General features: G+C 62.5%; 19 protein-coding genes. 8 read left to right on the top strand and 11 right to left on the bottom strand.

What is annotated here, in order from left to right; translation table 11 throughout:
- Window positions 1-11: 11 nt before the first annotated feature.
- From KF838_08575 to KF838_08555, 5 genes are all read right to left on the bottom strand, one after another.
- Window positions 12-1,055: a tyrosine recombinase XerC gene (locus KF838_08575; GenBank protein ID QYK46840.1), complete on the bottom strand. Its 1,044-nt coding sequence runs from the start codon at window positions 1,053-1,055 to the stop codon at window positions 12-14.
- A 23-nt stretch (window positions 1,056-1,078) separates the two neighbouring features.
- A complete protein-coding gene (locus KF838_08570) occupies window positions 1,079-1,345 on the bottom strand; it encodes a hypothetical protein (protein ID QYK46839.1) in 267 nt (88 codons plus the stop codon).
- 54 nt (window positions 1,346-1,399) lie between these two features.
- Complete coding sequence (locus tag KF838_08565) at window positions 1,400-2,206, bottom strand: hypothetical protein (GenBank protein QYK46838.1); 807 nt, start codon at window positions 2,204-2,206, stop codon at window positions 1,400-1,402.
- A gap of 91 nt (window positions 2,207-2,297) precedes the next feature.
- Window positions 2,298-3,329 carry a PD40 domain-containing protein gene (locus KF838_08560; protein ID QYK46837.1) on the bottom strand — a complete coding sequence of 344 codons (1,032 nt, stop codon included), beginning with the start codon at window positions 3,327-3,329 and terminating at the stop codon, window positions 2,298-2,300.
- Between the two features lie 547 nt (window positions 3,330-3,876).
- A complete protein-coding gene (locus KF838_08555; GenBank protein ID QYK46836.1) occupies window positions 3,877-4,146 on the bottom strand; it encodes a hypothetical protein in 270 nt (89 codons plus the stop codon).
- Window positions 4,147-4,269: 123 nt separating this feature from the next.
- Between KF838_08555 and KF838_08550 the strand changes: the two genes are divergently transcribed.
- Together KF838_08550 and KF838_08545 are read left to right on the top strand one after the other, a co-directional pair.
- A complete protein-coding gene (locus KF838_08550; protein QYK46835.1) occupies window positions 4,270-4,956 on the top strand; it encodes a hypothetical protein in 687 nt (228 codons plus the stop codon).
- A 63-nt stretch (window positions 4,957-5,019) separates the two neighbouring features.
- Window positions 5,020-5,580 (top strand): NADH-quinone oxidoreductase subunit C, encoded by a 561-nt coding sequence (locus tag KF838_08545; protein ID QYK46834.1) that lies wholly within the window; start codon window positions 5,020-5,022, stop codon window positions 5,578-5,580.
- 45 nt (window positions 5,581-5,625) lie between these two features.
- Here KF838_08545 and KF838_08540 read toward each other — a convergent pair whose 3' ends face one another.
- From KF838_08540 to KF838_08530, 3 genes are read right to left on the bottom strand one after another with little or no spacing between them, the layout of a single operon-like run.
- Window positions 5,626-8,748 (bottom strand): hypothetical protein, encoded by a 3,123-nt coding sequence (locus tag KF838_08540; protein ID QYK46833.1) that lies wholly within the window; start codon window positions 8,746-8,748, stop codon window positions 5,626-5,628.
- Between the two features lie 3 nt (window positions 8,749-8,751).
- Complete coding sequence (locus tag KF838_08535; GenBank protein QYK46832.1) at window positions 8,752-9,264, bottom strand: HAD hydrolase family protein; 513 nt, start codon at window positions 9,262-9,264, stop codon at window positions 8,752-8,754.
- Between the two features lie 23 nt (window positions 9,265-9,287).
- Window positions 9,288-10,340: a KpsF/GutQ family sugar-phosphate isomerase gene (locus KF838_08530; GenBank protein QYK46831.1), complete on the bottom strand. Its 1,053-nt coding sequence runs from the start codon at window positions 10,338-10,340 to the stop codon at window positions 9,288-9,290.
- Between the two features lie 82 nt (window positions 10,341-10,422).
- Between KF838_08530 and KF838_08525 the strand changes: the two genes are divergently transcribed.
- Window positions 10,423-11,295, top strand: coding sequence for a segregation/condensation protein A (locus KF838_08525; protein QYK46830.1), 873 nt, complete (start codon window positions 10,423-10,425; stop codon window positions 11,293-11,295).
- A 44-nt stretch (window positions 11,296-11,339) separates the two neighbouring features.
- Here the strand turns inward: KF838_08525 and KF838_08520 are convergent, their stop codons facing one another.
- A complete protein-coding gene (locus tag KF838_08520) occupies window positions 11,340-12,605 on the bottom strand; it encodes a pyridoxal phosphate-dependent aminotransferase (GenBank protein ID QYK46829.1) in 1,266 nt (421 codons plus the stop codon).
- Window positions 12,606-12,832: 227 nt separating this feature from the next.
- Between KF838_08520 and rpsO the strand changes: the two genes are divergently transcribed.
- From rpsO to KF838_08500, 4 genes are all read left to right on the top strand, one after another.
- The gene (gene rpsO / locus KF838_08515) at window positions 12,833-13,102 is read left to right on the top strand and encodes a 30S ribosomal protein S15 (protein QYK46828.1); all 270 of its coding nucleotides are present in this window, start codon (window positions 12,833-12,835) and stop codon (window positions 13,100-13,102) included.
- 225 nt (window positions 13,103-13,327) lie between these two features.
- On the top strand, window positions 13,328-15,481 hold the full coding sequence (gene pnp / locus KF838_08510) for a polyribonucleotide nucleotidyltransferase (GenBank protein QYK46827.1): 2,154 nt from the start codon (window positions 13,328-13,330) through the stop codon (window positions 15,479-15,481).
- 256 nt (window positions 15,482-15,737) lie between these two features.
- Complete coding sequence (locus tag KF838_08505; protein ID QYK46826.1) at window positions 15,738-16,028, top strand: cold shock domain-containing protein; 291 nt, start codon at window positions 15,738-15,740, stop codon at window positions 16,026-16,028.
- Between the two features lie 80 nt (window positions 16,029-16,108).
- The gene (locus tag KF838_08500; protein QYK46825.1) at window positions 16,109-16,999 is read left to right on the top strand and encodes a hypothetical protein; all 891 of its coding nucleotides are present in this window, start codon (window positions 16,109-16,111) and stop codon (window positions 16,997-16,999) included.
- Here the strand turns inward: KF838_08500 and KF838_08495 are convergent.
- Window positions 16,994-18,250: an aminotransferase class V-fold PLP-dependent enzyme gene (locus KF838_08495; protein QYK46824.1), complete on the bottom strand. Its 1,257-nt coding sequence runs from the start codon at window positions 18,248-18,250 to the stop codon at window positions 16,994-16,996. The two genes, KF838_08500 and KF838_08495, sit on opposite strands and share 6 nt — an antisense overlap.
- Before the next feature lie 12 nt (window positions 18,251-18,262).
- Window positions 18,263-19,147, bottom strand: a complete 885-nt coding sequence (locus KF838_08490) for a tryptophan 2,3-dioxygenase (protein QYK46823.1) — start codon at window positions 19,145-19,147, stop codon at window positions 18,263-18,265.
- A gap of 628 nt (window positions 19,148-19,775) precedes the next feature.
- Between KF838_08490 and KF838_08485 the strand changes: the two genes are divergently transcribed.
- Window positions 19,776-20,636, top strand: coding sequence for a sugar phosphate isomerase/epimerase (locus tag KF838_08485; protein QYK46822.1), 861 nt, complete (start codon window positions 19,776-19,778; stop codon window positions 20,634-20,636).
- Window positions 20,637-20,650: the final 14 nt, after the last annotated feature.

Here is a 20,650-nt window from a genome sequence, read left to right as displayed (position 1 = left end):
GCCAGCGGTGATCAGATCGCCTCGGCCCTCGGGTGTGCGCTCTTGTACGCATCCTTGGTTCGCTGCGATGTGAGATGGGTGTAGATCTGCGTCGTGCTGAGTGACTGGTGGCCGAGCAGTTCCTGGACGCTGCGGAGATCGGCACCGTTATCGAGCAGGTGCGTCGCGAACGAGTGGCGAAGCGTGTGCGGGCTGATCGAGGGATCGAGCCCGACCCGGATGAGGTACTTGTCGAGCTTTCTGCGGACGGAGCGGCTGGACAGTCTCTGTCCATGCTTGTTCATGAAGAACGGGTGTGTCGGGCGGGCATCGGTCCAGTTCTGGGCGAAGCGAGGGTCGGCCTTGACCATCGCGATGTAACGGGTGATCGATGCGAGCGCGTGAGAGCCGAGCGGAACGAGACGCTCCTTCTTCCCCTTGCCGCGCACACGCAGCGCTTCGCCGGAGATATCGAGATCCTCGATGTCGAAGCCGACGAGCTCGCTGACGCGGATACCGGTTGAGTAGAGGGTCTCGAGCATCGCGCGGTCGCGCACACCGAGCACGTCTGAGTCGCCCGGGGCAGAGAGCAAGCGCTCTACCTGCTCGACGGTGATCGCCTTCGGCAATCGCTTGCCCTGGCGCGGCGTGCGGATCATCATCATCGGATTTGTGGACGAGAAGCCGCGGCGATCCGCCCACTTGTAGAACGAGCGCAGGGTCGCGATCTTGCGGGCCATTGTTGCCGCGGAGTACTGCTGCTCGCCCAGGTGGGCGAGAAAGGCCCTGATCGAGTCTGCAGTTGCGTCGCAGATCAGGCCGGTGAGCGAGTGGGGGGCGATCTTGGCCAGGACGTTATGGTCGGTCTTGGACTGACCGGGCTGTGCGGCACGGTCAGCGAGCTGGGAGAAAATCTCCGCCTCTCGCTTCTCATTGATCTCTGTCCCGTGCTCGGAACAGAGGAAATCGACGTACTGGCGGAGGTCGGCACCGTAGCAGCGGGCCGTGTATGGGCTGAAGTGGCGCTCGTCAATCAGGTAGGTCGCGAACGCTTCAATAATCGAAAGAGACGACATGTGATGCTCCTGTACGTACAGGTTTATCGGCCGGTAGGGGGGTGGTCCTGTGCCGAGGGTTGACGGATTTGTGGGACAAGCCCGAGACTCTCGGCGACCGCGCGCCGGACGATGAGCGCGTCGGATTCACAGAAGCTCAGCCCGCTGTGCGAAACGAGCGATTGCAGGGTGGTGTCGAGCGCGTCGCGTCCACGCTGGTCGCACTCGAACGTCCAGCGATGCTTGCCGGATGCGAGCGTGATGCGCACGCTCCGGCTCGCGGCGTTGTTCTGTTCGGGACGGAACGGCATCGTCGTCTCGCGCTGAGGTCCTCCGACCCCGGCAGGCCGACGAGGCCGTGGGGATCAGGGGGCTGCCTGTGCCTGGCGCCCGGCGTCGTTTGTGAGCCGGAGCCACTCGTTCTGCACCAGCCGGTCCACAACGTGGTGGGCCGCGAATTGCGCGTACCGATCCATGCTCGCGAGGTAGATCTCCCAGCCAAGTGCGCTGCGGTCGTCGTGACGTCCCTGCGCATACGTCTTTACGTCCATGAGGACCTGGTGGTTCGCGCCATCCAGCATCGCTGAGACAACCGTTGAAGGCGATTGCGACGATCTCGCGTGTTGGCGTGATGCGTCGGTCGCCTGTGTGCTGAGCGTCCGCGTGTCGAGGTTTGTGCCGCTTCCGGCCGAGTTTGAGTAGAGGGCGAGTGCTAGGCCGATCCGCGGCGGGTTGTACGGGTCGTACGCCGTGATGGAGCCGACAATCAGGCCATCAACGCGCAGCGCGCTCGCCAGACGCTGTGCGTCGTCCGGGGTGCGAACCGCCATCATCTCGAGCGAGCGCATCGTTTCGATCACACGATTGAGTGGGAGGCATCTGATACCGCGGACCTCTTCGACAGCGAGGATCACCTTGTCCGTGATCTCGAATCCATCGATGAGGGTTGTGCCGGACTCGTTGCGAAGCGGCGCGACGGCCCAAAGCGTCTCGCCTCGCGTCGTGTCATACGGAGCGACGAGGACGCGCGGGGGCGTGAGCACCCTCTCGGTCTGTGTGCCCGAGCACGCCACGAGGGCGAACAGGGTGCAACACGAGGCAATGAGCGGGGTTCCGAGGCGCGAGATCGCTCGCGACACTCGGGATCTGAGCATGGTCGGTGCGGTTGTCATGGCGTCCTGCCTTCTTCGCCGCCGGTCCTCCGGTCGGGCTTCTGTGATGGGGTGCCGGCACGTTTCCGCGCGGGCACCCGTGTGCTTCTGTTTACTCTCTCTCTCGCACGTTTGCGAGAGGTTGGTCTCGTTCGAGTGTGATTGTTCTGGTGCCAGATCCGGTGATGACCGATCTCGATGCGGGCTCGGAGCCGGTGATCGCCAGGATCGCAGGAGAGAGGTCCATTGACCAGATGTTGTCCGATCCTGAGCGATCAGAGACGAAGAAGATCCTGTTGTCGGGACCCCATGTCGGCATGAGGTCGACCGCGTCGCCCGATGTGAGCGCGACACGCGCACCGCCCGTCACTGGCATCATCCAGAGTTCCGCTCTCGGAGGCCGGGCGGCGGATGCATCGGACCACGCGGCAGGGGTCGGGACCGTCGCGAACGCGATGTGCTTCCCGTCCGGAGCCCACGATGCGTTGATGAACGCGGAGAGAGGCGAAGCGATGATCTGTGTCAGATTCCCCACGCGTCCATTGCCGTAGTCGAGCGTCCAGAGGCCGAAAGCCCTGTCTCCACGTTCGCGGCTGCGTTGGAAGAGGATCTTGTCCGAGCCGCTCTCGCCGGTGCCGGCAATCGGGCACCATTCTGGGAACATGCCGAATCCGATGAACTCCGAGACTGTCGGGCTGGAGGCGTCGACGACCCACATCTCCCATCGGCGCGTGGTCTGACCGAGGCGGCCGAAGACAAGTCTTGTTCCGTCAGGCGACCAGGACGGGTGGATGTCGTGCGACGAATCTGTTGTGATCTGAACCGCGGGTCCGCCGCCGACGGGCATGACATAGATATCCCAGTTTCCCGAGCGATCGGAGCAGAACGCAACGCGGCTGCCGTCCGGGCTCAAGGCGGGCATGGCGTTGCTGGACGCATCGTTCGTGAGCTGTCTGATGACGCTTGAGCCGACGTGCTTCAGATAAATATCAGGTGTCGGTCTGTGCTGCGTGCTGGCATAGACAATGACCGATCCGTCGGCTGAGACCATCGGGTCAAAGTCCGCGCCATCGAATGTGTAGGTGATCTGGTTCGCGTTCGGCGCGTTCCGATCGGCCACGCCGATCGACGCCTCAGAAGGCACTGCGTGCCTCAAAGCAACCGAGTATCCCGTGTCGGACGGATCAAAGGCGAAACCTAGACTCGATCCACGCGGCCCGCCGAGACCCTGCTGGTCGTTGTTGCTTCGGGCTGATGTCGCAGGAACGGGTTGATCGTGAGAGGTCGCGACAGGCCTGGGGTCGGCTGATGAGCCGGATGGGGTATATGAGGTTGCCGTGAAGCTCTGGCAGCCCGCACATGCCATTGTGCATGCACATGCCGCTGCGGCTGCCGAGTGAGGTGGTCGCATTCGCACGCTCCGTGTCACCTTCCGGGTCGGGGTATAGCCCTACCTCGTAGCACTTATCGGACCACTCAAGAGCCGATCTTGAAGGGATCTACGACAGGCACCTACATCGGACGGAGACGCGGCGTGCATGAGTCCGGGAACCAAGAAAGTCCGCATGTGTTCTCGCCGAGATCCCCCATAACCGGCGGCAGCGCGGGCGGTCCACCACAACCGCCCGCGCCACGTGCCAGAAAGCAAGGTCTCGGGAATTGGAGCGACGAATACAGATGTCGCGCCCAAATTAATCTGTCGGGGACTCGGTCCAGACGATTGCGGGAGTCGAGGCGGAACGCACCCATCGGTTGCCGCGCGGCTCGGAGGCGATCTGGAGGTGGCTGAGATACTCCTCCAGCGTGCGATCATCGAATCGCAAGAGGAAGGCCGGGTTCGCTGTGGGATTGAGTCCCACGATGCGATCCACGAGCTGGTCGCGGCGCAGGCATGCCGACAGCTCTGGCTCTCCTGTGCCGATGGACGACTCAACCGTGTGTTCAAAGAGGAGTCCGATCAACGCATCGCTCCATGAGTTCCCGTTCGGGCATCCACTATCGACGGTCAGGATTCCAAAGCTCCACGGTGTAACCGACAAGGACGTAGCGGGACGCGCAGCATGTGCGCAGCTATCGTCGGGTCTATGCAGATTCTGTTCCTCAACGCGAGCGGCGTGATCTCAGACCGAGAAGCCAAGCCGATTGGCAGGTGGATCGATCGCAATCCGCTCGGCGAAGAGCTCGAGACGGAGAACCTCAGGATCTATCGCGAGCATCCCGTGCTTGTGTTCCGTAGCGGCTCGTTGGCGTTGCCGCATCACACATGGGGACTCGCGGGACAGCAGGCATTGGAGCACTGGCTGAAGCGCCTCCGATCTGAGTTCTTGCGTCGAGATGAAACAGGATTCTCCAGCGTGCCGACGCGTGTGATGATTCGACCCAACCATGCGGATGTGTTGTCCGATCCACAGCGTTGCCTGGCGTTTGCTCGACAGGAGCAGCATGGCCTCTTGCTTGCTCTTGATCCGGTCGGTCTGCTTGCGCCAACGATGCTCGATCAAGCCGAGGACCACCTCTCGCGGGTTCGGCAAGTGGCAGAGCACGCTCCGCTCCTCGGTGCGATCATTCTTTCAAATGTCGATCTCGCACAAGACGGGAGGGCTGTCGCCGCATCACTCGATGCCGGGCGAATCGACCCCAGACTGCTGAGGCCGTTTGTTGAAGTGGCCCGGGCACGAGAGATTCCGTTGATGATCGCTTGTGATGGACCGGTGAATGTGCCGGATGAGTCTGGTTTGTGGGCCGCGATCGGGCTCGGGCGGGAAGTCTGAGGGTGTGGCTACAGTTGCTGCCCTGTCCCCCATGATCGTGGCGGCCAGGCACGCGAGGCACGCATGACACAGTCGAAACCCAATCTCGAGCATCCGACGTTCAAGATCGTGAAGGACTCTTTGCCGGCGTCTCGCTTCCGCGCGACGGAGTTCCGAGGTCAATCCACCCTGATCGTTGAACCCGCCGATCTGCATCGGGTCATGTCTTTCCTGAAGAGTGATCCCCGGTGTGCGTACGACTTCTTGTCAGACGTGATCGGCGTCGATTACCTGGGTTATCCGGCTCAGATGCCCGGCCGCTTCGCCGTGATCTACAACCTGGTGAGCAGCTCACGCGACGACAGGTTCTTTGTGAAGGTCTTCCTCGATCCGTCGAAACCGACGGAAGGTACCGAAGAAGACCCCTCGCTCGTGATCGACTCTGTGACGGATCTCTGGCCCGGTGCCGAGTGGACAGAGCGTGAAGTGTTCGACATGTTCGGGATACGGTTCAACAACCATCCCGATCTCCGGCGCATCCTGACGTGGGAGTCGTTTCCTGCTCACCCGCTGAGGAAGGATTACCCAGTTCGAGGCCGGGGTGAGCGCGAGCATTACCGGATTGTTGATCGCACGTCGAGCTGATGTGCTAGGCACAAATGGTTCGGCCGAGTCGTGCTCAGGTCTTGGTCAACGTGGCGAGGTGACCGGGCTGAGGCCGCGGACATCGATCCGGTCCTGAACCAGATCCCAGAAGATGCTGCGGGCTAGGATGGGTGTGCCCCGTTCGATCTCGAAGAGCGTCACACCTGAGTCGGTTGTAGCGGTCGCCTCAGCGACTCCTCTCACTGTGTCGTAGTCCAGCCGATCCGCGACGATCTCGCGTTTGAGCGTGAGCGGAGAACCCACGCGCTCGATGACCACAACGTTCCCGGTCGCGGTCACGCCGGTCAGATCGAAGGCGGGCTGCGAAGGTGCGGCCGCGCTTCTCTCTTGAACCCTCGCCTCAAGCATGCTCGCGTTCACGTTGACAACGCCATCGTCCTGGAGTCGCCTCTGGACCATGGAGGCATTGTCGTTCAGGCGCACGATGCCTGTCGCTCGCTCAAATCGCATCGCACCGTCCCAGCGAAAGAGCGTCCGGCCGCGCGATGATGCCTGAGACGCCATGCCCGGAGAGCGATCTGCGCCGGTCGGTTTGTCTCGAAGGTCGGCGACGACGAAGCGGCCGGGCCCTGGGATCTCGAGTGTGCCGGTGCTCTGGTCGCTTGTGATGACCGCGCCCTGGGCTTGGAACAGACGCTCGATGCGCCGTCCCTCAGGTGCGTCGTCGTCGATCGCGTAATAGACCGCTTGGACCATCGAGTCCGTGCCCGTTTCAGTGTCGGATGTTGATTGGGCAAACAGGATCTCGCGCTCGGGCGTTGGCAGGCCGTCGCGGCGTGCATCGCGGAGGCGTCGCTCGAATGTGCCCGCCGGCTCGAGATTGACATCAACGCTGTCGGCCTCGATCGTCTGTCGCTCGAGGATCGATACGTTGGACTCCGCTCGCACATCGCCTCGTGCACGGAGTTCACCACGGGCATCATCGAACATCATCGACTCTGTCCAGGCGGCCTTGATCGAGCGGCCCGGTGTCTCTTCCGAGGTTCGGCTCGATTCATGGGCGAACGATCCCGGGCCCGTGATCGTGATCGCGTTTGTAAGGCCATCGAGCCGGATCAGTTCGCCCTTTGCAGTTGTGCGAGCATGAGGCGTCGATTGCGAGACGCTCGAGCCCGGCCCTGAAAGATCGATGAGCTGCTCGGGCACGAGCGCGAGGAGCGTCGAAGCGACTGCTTGCTTGCCATCCGATGTCGTGACCTCCACCCATTCCTCGGCTCTTGCGGTGTGGGCGGTCAGATTGCCGGTCGGATCGCGGGCCAGATCCGCCTCGACGAAACCGGCCGTCACGATGTCACCCTGTGAGCTTGCGACACGCACAGATCCGATCGCGGTGGCCACGCTCGGCTCGGGGTTGGCTCCGGCATCCTGGGACACAAATTGCACATCGAGCAGTTCTGACTGGATCGAGTTTCCGGCTGCGTCGCGAGCCAGCACGCCACCTTGTGACCTGACGCGGCTGAGCGAGGGTGAGCTCTGGGCCGCCGAAGTCGGAGAGAACCACGCCTCGATCGTCTCTCCAGAGATCGATGAGCCGCTCGCGGATGCGAGCGAGTTACCTTCAAGCATGACACGTTCGGGCCGATCGGACATTCTCCCATCCAGCGTCGCGAATGCGAAGACCGCGCTGCGGCTCCAGCGAGCCATGGGACGCTGCGGATCCCTTGCGTCGGCGACGTCGAGCGATTCCATCAACCCGGCTCCCGGCACATAGCCGATGCCGGTCGCGAGATTCTGCTCGATCCTGGTCGCGGTGATCCGGCCCTTTCCGGGGAGCGACAGCGTCGCGCCTTCGGCTCCGGATCGAGCGATGGCAATCTCCTGACGCGTTGCGGCATATTCCAAGAGCGTGCATCGCCCTTCAGCCCCTGACGCGGTATCGTCCATTCTGACGAGCCCGGTTCGGTCGGCCGTCACGCGCAGCCATACATCGTCGAGTTCCAGTTCGACGGGTTCGTAGGCGAGCGGCCGCGCGACCATGACACCCTTCCATGTCAGCTCGACAGAACCATCGGTCTCGTCGGACTGAGCTGCGATCTGTTGCGAGGGCGGCGAGGCAGGTTGGCTGAGGGGGTTGTTTGTTGCGGCAGGCGTGTTCCGTGTCGTCACGGCCGGCGTGATGGGGGACTCTGACGTTGGGGCCTCGCTTCTCTCAGGTGTGCGGGGTGAACTGCCGCCGATCGCGCCGTCCGGAAGTCGTCCATCGATGATTCGAGACCAGACATCAAGGCGATCCCCGGTGAGCATCCGCGTGGTCTGTGTCACGACGACATCGTCGGCGAATGTCGTCATGTAGTGGACGATGTTCGCATCGCCCGGAGCGGTGGTCTGAGGCGTTTGCGCGGCTTGCCCGCGCGGCTGATACGACGCGTTTGTAGCACGCATCGTTTCACGCCCGGAGGTCTGGCGAGTGGGATGGAGCATCGCAGGCGCAGCACTGCTTCGGCCCTTGCCCGCTTCTGATGGGGTGCACACGAGACGCCCGCCTCGGAGGACTTCGACAAGTTCGAGCCGCTCTCGCGTCTGGCTGGCCAGCACGCGCAGCGTCTGTCCCTCAAACAGAATGCCCCGCCCCTGCACGGTGAACGGTTGAGGCGACTCGAGCTCGGGAACGGTCGTGTCAAATGTCAGAACTGGCATGCGAGCGACAATGGACGGTGCGCCGAGTTCGGTCTCGTCTCCGACACCGATCGTGTCGTAGATGCGGATCTCGACAGAGCCGCGCAGCACGCCGGATTCCGGCTCTTGCCTGCGCGACGGCATTACGAGCTGGCCTGAATCGGCACGAACAAAGAGGGTCTTTCCGTTCTTCAGGAACATCCAGATCTGCGGCTTGTCGACCGCATAATGGCCAGGGAGTTGCATCGGATCGACGACCGCAGCACGAAGCTCGCCCGATTGGCGAGTGGGGTCCGCTTTGTCCATCATCTGAACCCGCAGATCCTTGCCGGCCATCGCGCCGATAGAGGCGTTCTGCGGCAGTGCTTCGCGAATGTCGGGCGGTGCGGGCGTTTCCGAGTCTTCGGCGAGCTGCGGCGCCTCATTCGCGGAGACGATGAGAAACGTGATCAGGGCACCCGCACCGATCGCGAACGCGCCGGCACCGACGAGGCCGTAGAACCGGGCTTTGAGCATACGTCTGCGTGCCATCGTTCAATCGTAGTGCGCGAGGGCTCTCTCCATGAGTCCCTTGAGAGAGAGAAGGTGCTCGACCGCCTCTCTGACCGCACCGTGGCCTCCTCGTTGGCGTGTCACGTGATCGGCGGCGGCGATTGTCTCCTGTGTCGCGTCCGCTGGCGCGATGGCGTATCCCGCCTGACGCATGATACGAATGTCGGGCCAATCATCGCCGATCACGCACACCCTGTCCGCGGTCAGATGCAGGGCTTCAAGCATGGATGCGAGAGACCGGGATTTGTCCTTCGAGCCCTGCACAACAGGGTCGATTCCCAGCTCGCGAGCGCGGGTTGTGACGGCCTGGCTCGATCTTCCTGTGATGATGGCGGCACGAAATCCCATCTGCTTCCAAAGGTTGAGACCGAACCCGTCCTTCGTATTGAATCGCTTCAGCTCGAAGCCCTCTGGTCCGTGGATGATGGAGCCGTCGGAGAGGACGCCATCGACGTCGAGTACAAGGAGTTCGATCCTCGATCCGTCTCGTTTCACGGGCGATCCTCCGGCGTAGACACTCAATCCTTGACGAGTTTCATCGCGACCAGATCCTGGACGTCCAGTAGCCCGACCGGGCGATGATCGCTGTCAACGACCGGGATCTCATCTGCCCTGTGCTCGCGAACCATGCGCACGGCGTCGCGGACAAGCGCGGTATCGGAGAGGGTTCTCGGGTTGCGCGTCATGACTTCGCGGATCGGGCGAGCGAGCTCGGAAGGGTCGCGAAGCACCAGCCGCCGCAGATCGCCGTCGGTGAAGATGCCGGAGAGCCGACCGGTATCAGAGTCAACCAGAAGCAGCGCGCCCGGGCGCCTCCCCCCGTTGATCGCGCTTCGCAACGCATCGCCCACAGGAAGGTCATCCGGCACCACGGGAAGATTGCGGCCCGCGCTGAATCGCAGCACATCCGTCACAGGACGCAGCAGACCGCCGAGACTCCCTCCTGGGTGCCGCTTCGCGAAATCGGCCTCAGTAAACTGCCTGCGGCGTGCGGCACACAGTGCGAGTGCATCGCCGAGGGCCATTGTTGCGGTCGTTGAGGAGGTCGGTGCGACAAGTGTCGGCGAGCCGGCCTCCTCTTCAACGCCCAGTCGCAACGAAACCGTAGCGAGGCGTTCGAGACTCGATGGCGACTCCTGCCCTCCGCCGGTGATCGCGATGATCGGGAGCCCATCCTGCCTGAGAATCGCGGCCAGATCTACCACCTCGTCGGTCTCCCCCGAATGAGAGATACAGAGCGCGGTGTCGTTCGCGCGGAAGCGTCCGAGGTCGCCATGGGCCGCCTCGGCGGGATGGACGCTGTGCGAGGGAATCCCAAGACTCGACAGGGTTGCTGAGATCTTGGCTCCAACCAGTCCGGACTTTCCAAGCCCAGAGACGAGCACGGTGCCGCCCGCGCTCGCACACCCCACGATCAGACCGACGGCCTTGATGAAACCGTCTCCGTCCTCGATCGCGGCGTGGACAAGCCCCGAGATCGCCGCGGCCTCGGCCTTCAGGACCGAACGGGCGTAGTCCAGTTCTTCACGGGGGGCTGGTGGTTCAAACTGAGGAGTGGATCCGCTCGACATTCGTATGAGAGGGTACACTGGAGACGCGGGGCACGCATGCTCGGTTTCTTTGCGGTTGTCGCCGTGGTACGGAGGCCCGGAGATGGTGATCGACCACGACTATCGAGTGAGACTCGACGCCTTCGAGGGGCCGCTGGACCTGCTGCTCTTCCTCATCCGTCGGGCCGAGGTGGATGTTCACGACATCCCTGTCGCTGCCATCGCGGATCAGTACCTTGAGTACCTCGGCGAGCTGGACCGAGGCCATGCCAGGATCGACATCGAGCTCGCGGGCGAGTTCCTCGTCATGGCCGCGACACTGATGGAGATCAAGAGCCAGTTGCTCATGCCTCGTCCGGCAGAGGATTCTGAGCAGGTCCGCACGGGCGGACCATCTGACGAAGCAGTCGATCCCCGCGCTGACCTCGTGAAGCAGCTCCTGGCGTACAAGCGGTTCCGGGATCTTGCTGATGGGCTTGAACGGAGGCGTGAGGACTGGTCGCGTCGATCGCCCGTCAGTGCGATCGGCATCGACACGGACGCGCTTCAGGCAGCGATCGATGCCGCGTCGGGCGAGATGCATCTGGAAGACGTGAACCTGAGCGATCTGGCGGAGGCGTATCGGCGTGTGTCGTCGATGCTGATCTTCGAGCGGCTCGGTGATCATCAGGTCACGTATGACGACACGCCCATTGAGTTGCATGCCGCAGATATCGTCGATCGCCTGAAGAGAGAAGCGGGTCCGAGTGGTGCGGTTCTGTTCGCCGACTTGTTTGCCGGCCGACAGCACGGCGAGATGATCGGCCTGTTTCTCGCGATGCTCGAGCTTGTCCGCAAGCAGGAAGTCAGACTTGGAATCCGCCACCAGCAGACTGGGGAAGCAGAGATCGAGGTCTCGCTTACCGGCGGCTCGCTGGCTTCCGCCGAGCAAGCCGCCCAGCCGGAACCTCAGGCGGAAGAACACCCTGCCGACTGAGCGTGCTGCGGGGTCGGACATTTGCGGGCTATGGGTCGAACGCTTCAGGCGGGCCTGAGCGATGCGAGGAACTGACCGAAGCGATCCATCCCCCGTTCGATCTGTGTCTCGCTGCACGCGAAGCTGATTCTGACGTGGTTTCCGCCGCAGCCGCCGAAGTCCTCACCCGGCACGAGCGCTACATGGGCCTCTGCAAGGAGCGACTCGCAAAGATCCAGTGCCGAGGCGATTCGCTTGCCTGCCGGCGAGACTCGCCCGAAGTACGAAGATACATCGGGGAAGGCGTAGAAAGCCCCCGTCGGCGTGGGTGTCCTGAGCCCGGGAATCGCGTTCAGACGCCGGGTGACGACCTCGGCGCGGGAGGCGAACGCATCGCACATGCGCTTCGCGTCCGCGTGGCATTCTTTGAGAGCGGTTCTGATTGCGGGGTAGACGAACGATGTGATGTTGGTCGACATCTGCCCCTGGAGTGTTGCCATGGCATTCGTGAACTGCTTGCCCCATTCCCCGGGACAACCGGTGTAGCCGATGCGCCATCCGGTCATGGCATATGCCTTCGACAGGCCGTTCAGCGTGATCGTGCGCTCGGCAACCTCGGGGACAGATCCGATCGAGAAGTGGGGGATCGGCCCGAACACGATTTTCTCGTAGATCTCATCCGAGATGATGACGAGATTCGGCGCGATCGACCTCGCGGCGTTTGCGACCACTGCAGCAATCTCGCGCAACTCCGACTCGGAGTACATCGTCCCGCAAGGGTTGCTCGGGCTGTTCAGAATGAGCATCCTGCTGCGCGGCGTGATTGCCGCACGTATCTGCTCCGCGCTCGCCTTGAAGCCGCTCTCGCATGTTGTCGGCACCTCAACGATGCGTCCGCCCGCAAGCTCAGCGATCGGCGCGTAGCTCACCCAGGCGGGCACCGGAAGCACGACCTCCCACGGTTGTTCGTTCGGCCGGGGCTCATCGAGCAGGCAGTGGCAGAGAACAAAGAGCGAGTGCTTTCCTCCTGAGGAGATCGCGATGTTCTCCGCAGCGATTCCTGGGATGCCGTTCTCTCGACCAAGTTTGTCAGCAATGACCTGGCGGGTTGCCATGTCGCCGAGTGTCGGCATGTACTTGGTCTGGCCGGCACGCAACGCGTCGATCGCGGCCTGCTTGATGGCGTCCGGGGTGTCAAAGTCGGGTTCACCCGCAGCAAACGAGAGCACGTCGATGCCCGAGGCCTGCATCTGCTTGGCCCGGTTCATCATGGAGACGGTCACGGATGGCTTGAGAACGCTGACGCGACGAGATATTCCGATGCTTGTCATGGCCGGAAGGGTATCTGTCGGTCGGCGATTCGCGATACCGTATTGTTCTGAATGCATTGAATAGGGTTGTGTATGGCATGCGAACAAACTGCAACCATCGATCAGTGTCTGCGTTGATCCAACGGCGTGAGGTGTCTAAAGTCCTCCCCCGAGTCTGATAGTCCAGCGCGATCGTCGCGCCGGCCATGTTCGGGTCTTCGCGTTCACGCCCTCAGGATATCTCTTTCATGGCCATTTCCGCCGAGACCAAAGCCGCGACCATCAAGAGCTTCCGTCGTCACGAGACCGACAGCGGCTCTCCCGAGACGCAGATCGCCATTCTGACCGATCGCATCAAGTCTCTCTCCGGCCATCTGCAGCAGCACCGCAAGGACGTTCACAGCCGCCGCGGGCTTCTGATGATGGTGAGCCGGCGTAACCGACTGCTTCGCTACCTCGCTCGGACGAACCACGAGAAGTACAGCGAGACGATTCAGCGCCTCGGTCTTCGTAAGTAACACCGATTCCAAAGCCCTTGTGCGGAGACGCGCAAGGGCTTCTTTCGTACGTTCAAGCGAACTTTCCGCCGGACCCGAGTGGCAGTGGGCACGGCGCAGCCGTCCCGATACACACGAGCGTCTGCGTCATGCCTTCTGCCCTGAGGGATCCGGTGGGACATCAGAACCCAGGCGTCGTCGCGCGATTCTCGCGCGTGAGCCGCAGCGCAGAAGGACCATGACAACATGGCAGATCTGATCCGTGTCGAGCGTGAGATCGGTGGCCGGAAACTCGTACTTGAGACCGGGAAGATTGCGAAGCTCTGTTCCGCGGCCGTCATGGCGACGTATGGCGAGTCGGTGGTTCTTGCCACTGTCGTCCGTGCCGCTCCGCGTGAGGGCATCGATTTCTTCCCCCTAACAGTCGATTATCGCGAGAAGACCGCAGCGGCAGGCAAGTTCCCGGGGGGCTTCCGCAAGCGTGAGGGTGCGCCCAACGAGAAGGAAGTTCTGACCATGCGGATGATCGATCGCCCGATCCGTCCGCTCTTCCCGGATGGGTTCCTCGACGAGGTTCAGATCCAGGTCTGGGTCATGAGCCACGATGGCGAGAACGATACCGACGTGCTCGCCGGCACCGCGGCATCCGCCGCGCTCGCGCTCTCCGATGTTCCCTTCGAGGGGCCGACGGCGACCGTGCGTGTCGGCAGAGTCCACACCGAGAGCGGGCCGACCTTTGTTCTCAACCCGACCGTGTCTCAGCTCGATTACAGCGACATGGACCTTGTTCTCGCCGGCCACAAGGATGGCGTGAACATGATTGAGGTCGGTGCTGCCGAGGTCCCTGAGAAGCCGGTGCTCGACGCCATTGCATTCGGTCACAAGGCCATTCTTGACATCCTCGGCCTGATCGATGACCTGGCCAAGAAATGCGGCAAGGCCAAGGTCGCTGGCGAGCTATTGCTCCCCACTCCCGAGATCACTGAGCAGGTCAGGTCGCTCTGCGAGAACGATCTGCTCGCCGCTCGACAGATCAATGGCAAGGCGGACCGTGGCAATCGCGTTGACGCACTGCGTAAGGCCCTTCTCGATACTCACTTCGCCCTGAAGCCCGACGGCAATGTCGCCCAGTATCAGGAGAGCGTGAAGCGTCGCGGAATGGCCAAGGAGGCCTTCAAGCGTCTCGAAGAGAAGCTCACTCGGCGCCTCATCGTCGAGAAGCAGACCCGCGCCGACGGCCGCAAGCCCGCCGAAATCCGCAAGATCGAGGGTGCGGTCGGCGTCTTCCCCCGTACGCACGGCTCATCACTCTTCCAGCGCGGCGAAACCCAGTCGCTTGTCTCCTGCACACTCGGTACCGCCAAGGACGAGCAGATCATCGACGGGCTCATCCCCGAGTACTCCAAGAAGTTCACGTTGCACTACAACTTCCCCCCCTTCTCGACTGGTGAGGCCAAGCGCATCACAGGTCCCGGCCGGCGTGAGATCGGTCACGGCGCGCTCGCCGAGCGTTCCCTCATGGGCATCCTCCCCTCTCCTGAAGAGTTCCCCTACACGATCCGCATCGTGAGCGATATCACCGAGTCCAACGGCTCGTCATCGATGGCCTCCGTCTGCGGCGGCTGTCTTGCGCTCATGGATGCGGGCGTTCCGATCAAGGCGACGTGCGCCGGTATCTCTGTCGGCCGCTTCGCGGATGACAACGACAAGAATGAGCTCTTCGTCACCGACATCATCGGCGAAGAGGATTTCTTCGGCGACATGGACTTCAAGGTCGCCGGAACGCGTGAGGGCATCACGGGCATCCAGCTCGACCTCAAGACCCGTGGCCTCACGATCTCGCAGATCGAGCGCATCCTTGAGCAGGCCCGTGTCGGTCGCGTCCAGATCATCGACACGATGGAGTCCATCATCGCGGCTCCCCGCCCGACGATCTCCGTCTACGCGCCACGCCTCGTGACGATCCAGATCGATCCAGACAAGATCGGCAAGCTCATCGGACCGGGCGGCAAGATGATCAGGGCTCTGCAGGATCGCTACGGTGTGACGATCGACGTCGAGGATGACGGCACGGTCATGGTTTCCGCCCCGAACGGCGAGTCGATCGAGCAGGCGCGCGGCGAGATCGAGGCGCTCTGCGCAGAGATCAAGGTCGGTGCCATCTACACCGGCAAGGTCGTCAGCGTGAAGGACTTTGGCGCCTTCGTTGAACTTGCGCCCGGCACAGACGGTATGTGCCACATCTCCGAGCTGGCCGACGGTTTCGTCAAGAGCGTCAGCGACGTGGTCAAGATTGGCGATGTCGTGAAGGTGAAGGTTCTGCTCGTGGACGACCAGGGCAGAATCAAGCTGAGCCGCAAAGCGGCCATGGCGACTGAGCCCGTTGCCCCGAAGGCATAACGGCCTAAGTGCCTTATCTGCAAGCATCTACGCGGGCCCGATGTTATCGGGCTCGCGGTTTTTTTCGGACTATCAACTGATTTTCTCGGTAATCTGGGTAACGGCGTTTGACAAGCATGGCCAGTTTTGGCCACAATGCGTATTGAGGAGTTCATATGACTGTGTAGGTGCTTGCTGGGAGGCACCCTGTGGCTTGTGTCGGTGCGGCATACAGGGTACATCTACACAGTTGCTGCGACAGTCTGGGAGCGTTCCCATGACGGATCAGTCAGCCCAGAGGCTCGAAGGTGCCGAGGGAGTAGTGAAGTGGTTTGATCCTCGCAAGGGATTCGGCTTCATTGTCGGACCCCTGGGGCAGGATATCTTCGCCCACTTCTCTGTCATCGTTGGTGAGGGGTTCCGAGCGTTGAAGGACGGGTCGGTTGTCACCTATGACGCGGTCCAGACCGACAAGGGTTGGAAAGCGACCCGCATCGAGCGCGGAGCGGATGCCGTCGAGGTGAATGTTGTGCCGCGCAGGAACTACTCCAGAACGCCCCGTCGCTGATCGTGCCGCGCCGATTCAACGCGATTCGGCACATACGATGCTGCTTCTCTCTTCGACTCGCGGCATCAACGGGGATCTGCGTGCCCTCATCGGTCACAATCGCCTTTCTGTCGTTTGGCGCGGGCGTGCTTCTGGCGTCGGGCGCGGCGCGCTGGATGATCATACGCCATCTGCGAAAGGTGCGAGCTGCGGAGCGCAGGGCCCGTGCCGCCGAGCGCATGGCCGAGATCGGCGCGATGACCGGGGGGCTCGCACACGAGATCAAGAATCCGCTTTCGACGATCGGCCTGAACGCCCAGCTTCTCGGCGAGGCGATAGCGGAACTACCGGTCGCCGACGATGAAAAGGGGCGGCTCACGCGGAGGATCTCGTCGTTAAGGCGCGAGGTCGAGCGGTTGCGAGGCATCCTGACGGACTTTCTCAGGTACGCGGGGGATCTGAAGCTCGAGCGGGTTCCCACCGATCTGAACGACATCGTCAGAGAACTCATCGATTTCTTTCTCCCGCAGGCGGAGAGCCAGGGCGTGCGCCTACGCGAGAGCATCGATTCGAATCGGCTGATGAGCGAGGTCGATGCGCCGCACCTGAAGCAGGCGCTGCTGAACCTCATGCTGAACGCGGTGCAGGCGATGTCCGGCGAGCAGACGAGCGGCACCAAGGAGCTGATCCTTCGGACCGAGGCGACGCTCGACGCCGAGCGCAAGCCGGAAACCAGAATCCACGTCATCGACACGGGCCCCGGCATCGCGCCCGATAGGATCGATCGCATCTTTCAGCCGTACTTCACGACAAAGGCGGGCGGCAGCGGGCTTGGTCTGCCGACCGCGCGCCGCCTTGTCGAAGCGCACGGTGGCCGGCTTGAGGTCCACACCGAGCAGGGCAAAGGGACCGACTTCACGATCGTGTTGCCGGGGATTGCCGCTCCTGCCGGCACCGATGCGAACCCGACTCGCCGGAACGAGATCTCATAATCCGGTCGTGGACCGCACTCTTGCGATCGTGTGTGCCGCCTGACGGAAGTCCGCTCGGGTGTTCAGGATGTCCGGACAAAGCCGCACATGCGCACCGCGTGCGTCGGTGTTCAGGCCGGCTGACTTGAGTGCGGCTGACATTCCCGCGGCATCGCTGCTCGGCACGAGGAGAAACGCGCCTCGCGGCTCGATGAGCCGCACTGGCACGCCGAGTTCGGTTAAATCGCTTGCCAGGCCCGACTGCTGCTCGATGCTGTATGCCCGCAACCGATCGACTCCCAGTGCAAGCACGAGCGCGATCCCCGCATTCGCCTGATACGCAGAAATCGGCGAGGGCGTGCACTCCATCCAGGCATCGCCGCCGGACGCGAGAAGCGGCGTCTCGGTCCGCGCGAACCCGAAAGTGTTCTTCTTGGCGAACCAGCCGGTGTCGAGAGTTCGCAAGGTGGGCTGTTCCGTTGCCAGATGTCGCGGATGGATCGCAAGCCACCCAGCCCCCGGCCCGCCCCGGAAGTACTTGTACGAGCCGCCGATCGCAAAGTCCGCGCCCATCGACTGCATGTCCAGAGGCACAACGCCTGCTGAGTGGTACATGTCAACGAGGCACAGCGCGCCCGCGGCGTGCGCTGCCGACACGATGTCGCCAACGCGAACGAGTAGCTGGCCGGTTGAGAACACGACATGGCTGACGACTACAAGATCGGTCTGTCTGTCGATGGCTCGAATCACATCGTCCTCATGCACCAACCCATCTCGAGTCTCGACCCAGCGAATCTCGACACGTCCCTTTGTCTGATACGTCTTGAGGATGAAGTCAATCGAGTCGAACTCCGCCCGCGTCGCAACGATCTGGTGCGGTCCGCCGCTTCTCGAGGGTGGCAGCGCGTTCAGCACGGCCCGCAACCCTTGACCCGCGCTCGTCTTGGGCACGACAGCGTCAGGGCGAGGGACCCCGATCACGCGAGCCAGCATCTCTCTGAACGCGTGGATCTCGGCGAGCCATGCTCCCCACGCGCTGTCCATGTCACGCTGCCAGAGCGAGGCGAAGCGTGCGACATCTTCCGATATGCGATCGAGCGGTCGCCCCAGCGAGTGGTTCGCGAGATAGATCTCCTGCCGTTCCAACACCCGCGAGAACAGCGGGTGGATGTGCGAGCGCAGTCCTGCCTCAGTCAGAGGTCCGTTGCCGAGCGCGGAGACCGCCTGCGTGATGTCATGGAAATGAAGGGATATGGCATCGGCTGTCTGCATGGTCGATGCTCCTCACGTCTGGCGTCGCACAGGGAGCCCGTAGGTTGGCGGGCCGATCTCTGTCCGTACTTCCCACAACTCGGGGAAGAACCTGATCCCAACGGTCTTCTGGAGGAAGTTGACGCCGGATGTGCCGCCCGTGCCCGGTTTCATGCCGATCACGCGCCACACGACGTTCATGTGGCGGAATCGCCACAGGGCGTACTGCTCGTCCACATCGACGAGTTTCTCGCACATCTCGTACGCGTCCCAGTTCGAGCCGGTGTTCTCGTAGATGCCACGGAACAGCTCGATCACGCCCGCGTGGCTCGTGTGGGGCTGGCTGAAATCTCGCTTCAGAACAGATTCGGGAACCGGCATTCCTCTCCTCGCGAGATGTGCGAGAAACTCGTCATACAGACTCGGTGCGTTCAAATCGGCTTCGAGCTGTGCGTACGCCGCGGGATCATGCCGATGGACGTCGAGCATTGATCGGTTCTTGTTACCGAGGAGAAACTCGACCGTGCGGAATTGGGCGGATTGGAAGCCGCTCGAAGGCCCCAGCACATGCCTGAATTGGACATACTCACTGGGTGTGAGCGTCGCGAGGACCGACCACTGATCGAGGAGCTGTGCCTGGATGTGCTTGACCCGGGCGAGGATCTTGAAGGACGGTTCGAGTCGATCATGCCGGATGTGTGAGATCGCCGCACGCAGCTCGTGGATCACCAGTTTGAACCAGAGTTCGGTGGTCTGGTGGATGATGATGAAGAGCATCTCATCATGATGGGGAGGGTCGGAGAGCGGGTGCTGCGCGTTGAGAACCCTGTCGAGGTCCAGGTACTGCGAGTACGTCATTCGGTCCTTGAAGTTGGTGACAACTCCGGACTCAAGCCCTTCGGCTCCGTGCTGGCTCATGGCGAGTCTCCTGACTCGCCAAGGTTAGCCCGCAGAACGCTTCACGGATCCAAGAGCATATCTGACGCGCTCGTGAGCGTGAGGTCCTTTGCAGAGAATCCGGCGAGCGTCGGGAAACCCGCTCTCGGAGCGAACGCGGATCGGTCACCCGGCATCGCGATCAATTGTGCGGAACGAATCTGGAAAAAATCGTCGCGTGCCGAGAACCCGCAACCGCCGATAGCAAACCCGATCGCGAAGCACGGCGGAGAAAGGGCATAGAGCATCAATCGTCGGGCGATCGAGAATCCGGCTCGCCTGCGCACATTCAACTCCGAGAGCCGCCCGGATTGTCATCCCATGCTGGCCCCGCGAACCCCCGGGGCGAGCACCCGCTTCGCTGGTTGAACTATGCAGTTCAAGCGGGCGGAATGCCGCGGCCCGGGAAATCTTGCGGCATATGCCGTGCCGATCGTGACATTCGATCGGATAGCGAGGTCCGAGCGGTCTCGGCCGGTTGGTCCGAATCGGGAGTGGGGAGTTGAGGTCGCACCCATGTTGGTGCTTGCCAACCCCGCGGTTTGACAGTGGGGGCGGGGGTGCTGACGATTGCAGTATGTTCGGGCCCCTAGGGCCAGAGGGATCGCGCATGAAACTGGCCTTCAGCACTCTTGCTTGCCCGGATTGGACTCTCGAACAAGTCGTGGCCTTTGCATCGAGCGGTGAGTTCGATGGCGTTGAGCTCCGCACCTTCGGGCATGGCTCCACGATGATCGCCTGTGATCCGGCACACACGGCCCCGGCCAAGGTCCTTTCGCAGTTCGAATCTGCCGGTGTGGTAGCGTGCTGTCTCGCGACAGGTTGCCGATTCGATGAGCCGATCTTCCCGCCGGTTGTTGGCCGGGTTGTCGCGGACATCGATCGGAGCGTCCGCGAAGCGAAGTCGATGATTCATCTCGCGGCGGCGTCCGGCATGCCGTATGTCCGCGTCTTCGGCTTTGAGTTCCGTAAAGGGGACAACCCGAAGTTCGCTGAGCGGCGTGTAGTCGAACGCCTCGCCATGGTCGTCGATGCGGCTCGCAACACCGGCGTCAAAGTTGTCATCGAGAACGGCGGCTCTTTCGCGACCGGGGCGGATCTCCGCCGCCTGCTGGATGAGATCGATCATCCGTTGCTCGGAGCATCATACAACCCGGTGGTCGCAAGGAACGCGGGTGAATCACCGATCGAGGGTGTCAACACCCTCGCGGATCGACTTTGGCTCACCAGACTGAAAGACACTCGGAACGGAACGCCATCCCAGATCGGCGAGGGAGATCTTGGATGCGAAGCTCTCGTGTGCCACTTGGCTGAGAGGCGATTCAGCGGCTGGATCGTTGTGGACTGGGACAAGCTCTGGATGCCCGAGTTGGCAGACTCGGGCAGTGTGCTGGCCTCGGCAGCGGCGTCAGTGCGACGCTGGACGGCTTCGTCGGCGTGGCGGCATCGCGGGGTCGGGGCTGCTCACTGAGCGGGAAGGCGAGC

The sequence above is a fragment of the Phycisphaeraceae bacterium genome, from assembly GCA_019454185.1.
In the GTDB taxonomy this organism is placed as follows: Bacteria; Planctomycetota; Phycisphaerae; order Phycisphaerales; family UBA1924; genus JAHBWV01.
The sequence above is the reverse complement of the archived record's forward strand: the minus strand, read 5'-3'. Positions and strand labels throughout refer to the sequence as shown.